At 71.0% G+C, this 2,428-nt stretch carries 1 protein-coding gene; it reads right to left on the minus strand.

Translation table 11 applies throughout. From position 1 onward, the window contains the following. Window positions 1-131: 131 nt before the first annotated feature. Complete coding sequence (locus ACFW9D_RS37380; RefSeq protein ID WP_384629849.1) at window positions 132-2,303, minus strand: 3-hydroxyacyl-CoA dehydrogenase NAD-binding domain-containing protein; 2,172 nt, start codon at window positions 2,301-2,303, stop codon at window positions 132-134. Window positions 2,304-2,428 lie beyond the last annotated feature (125 nt).

Raw genomic sequence — 2,428 nt, forward strand, 5'->3', positions numbered from 1 at the left:
ACACCCCCCCGCTCGTTCCGCCCCCCCCCGCACCCCTCGACCCGCCCCCGCACGTGCCCCCACCGGGGGGTGCCAGACCCCCGGGCCCCGGCTCCCCGCCCCCCCCCCCATCCCGGTGGGTGCTCGGCGGGTCAGTCGGAGAAGGTCTCGCCCTTCTCCGCCTTCTCGACGAGCAGCGCGGGCGGCAGGAACCGGTCGCCGTAGCGCTCGGCCAGCTCGCGCGAGCGGGCCACGAAGCCGGGCAGACCGCCCTCGTAGCCGTTGATGTACTGCAGGACGCCGCCGGTCCAGCCCGGGAAGCCGATGCCGAAGATCGAGCCGATGTTGGCGTCGGCGACGGAGGTGAGGACGCCCTCCTCGATCAGCTTCACCGTGTCGAGGGCCTCGCTGAAGAGCATGCGCTCCTGCATGTCCTCGAACGGGATGGTGTGGCCCGGCTCGGTGAAGTGCTCGCGCAGGCCCGGCCAGAGTCCGGCGCGCTTGCCGTCCTCGCCGTACTCGTAGAAGCCGGCGCCGCCGCTGCGGCCGGTGCGGCCGAACTCGTCGACCATGCGGTCGATGACGGCCTCGGCGGGGTGGGTGTCCCAGGTGCCGCCGGCCTCGGTGATCGCGGCCTTCGTCTCGTTGCGGATCTTGCGCGGCAGGGTGAGGGTCAGCTCGTCCATGAGGGAGAGCACCTTCGCCGGGTAGCCGGCCTGCCCCGCGGCCTGCTCGACGGAAGCGGGCTCGATGCCCTCGCCGACCATGGCGACGCCCTCGTTGATGAAGTGGCCGATGACGCGCGAGGTGAAGAAGCCGCGCGAGTCGTTGACGACGATCGGCGTCTTGTTGATCTGCCGGACCAGGTCGAAGGCGCGGGCCAGCGCCTCGTCGCCGGTGCGCTCGCCCTTGATGATCTCGACGAGCGGCATCTTGTCGACGGGCGAGAAGAAGTGCAGACCGATGAAGTCGGCCTGGCGCTCGACGCCCTCGGCGAGGGCGGTGATGGGCAGCGTCGAGGTGTTGGAGCACAGCAGCGCGTCGGGCTCGACGAGGTGCTGGATCTCCTGGAACACCTTGTGCTTGAGCGACGGGTCCTCGAAGACGGCCTCGATGACGGCGTCGCAGCCCGCGACGTCCTGCGGGTCGGCGGTGGGGGTGATGCGGGCGAGCAGCGCGTCGGCCTTCTCCCGCGTGGTGCGGCCGCGGCCGACGGCCTTCTCGCAGAGCTTCTCCGAGTAGGCCTTGCCCTTGGCGGCGGACTCGGCGGAGACGTCCTTGAGGACGACCTCGATGCCGGCGCGGGCGCAGGAGTAGGCGATGCCGGCGCCCATCATGCCGGCGCCGAGGACGGCGACCTTGTTGACCTTGCGGGGCTCGATGCCCTGCGGGCGGTTGGCGCCCGAGTTCACGGCCTGGAGGTCGAAGAAGAACGCCTGGATCATGTTCTTCGCGGTCTGGCCGGTGACCAGCTCGGTGAAGTAGCGGGCCTCGATGGTCAGGGCGGTCTCGAAGTCGACCTGGGAGCCCTCGACGGCGGCCGCCAGGATGTTGCGCGGGGCCGGGTAGGGGGCGCCGTTGAGCTGCTTCTTCAGGTTGGCCGGGAAGGCCGGGAGGTTCGCCGCGAACTTGGGGTTGGCGGGGGTGCCGCCCGGGATGCGGTAGCCGGGCTTGTCCCAGGGCTGCTGCGACTCGGGGTTGGCGTCGATGAAGGCGCGGGCCTTCTCGAGCATCTCCTCGCGGGTGGCGGCGACCTCGTGGACCAGGCCGTTGTCCAGCGCGCGCTTCGGCGTGTACTGGGTGCCCTGGAGAAGGATCTTGAGGAGGGCGTCGGCGATGCCCATGAGGCGGACCGTGCGGGTGACGCCGCCGCCGGCCGGGAGCAGGCCGAGCGTGACCTCGGGCAGGCCGATCTTGGAGCCCGGGGCGTCGAGGGCGACGCGGTGGTGGCTGGCGAGGGCGATCTCGTAGCCGCCGCCCAGGGCCGCGCCGTTGATCGCCGCGACGACCGGCTTGCCGAGGGTCTCGATGCGGCGCAGGGAGTTCTTGATGCCGGTGCCGGTCTCGAAGACGGCCTGGGCGTCCTCGGGGCCCGCCTTCATCATGTCCTTGAGGTCGCCGCCCGCGAAGAAGGTCTTCTTGGCGGAGGTGTAGATGATGCCCCGGATCGAGTCGCGCTCGGCCTCGGCGCGGTCGGCGATCGCGGCGATCGAGTCCTTGAACGCCTGGTTCATGGTGTTCGCGGACTGGTTCGGGTCGTCGAGAACGAGGGTGACGATGCCGGTGTCGTCCTGTTCCCAGCGGATGGTGGAGCTGGCGGTCATGTGTGTCTCCGTGAAGTCAGGTGCGGGTCGCTTTTTGGCGGCTACGGGAGGGGTGGCCGGGTCTCGCTCGCCGGGTGCGGGCCGGTGGGGGCTTCTCGCGCAGTTCCCCGCGCCCCTGATGAGGC

It is taken from the genome of Streptomyces sp. NPDC059524 (genome assembly GCF_042749255.1).
In the GTDB taxonomy this organism is placed as follows: domain Bacteria; phylum Actinomycetota; class Actinomycetes; order Streptomycetales; family Streptomycetaceae; genus Streptomyces; species Streptomyces xanthii.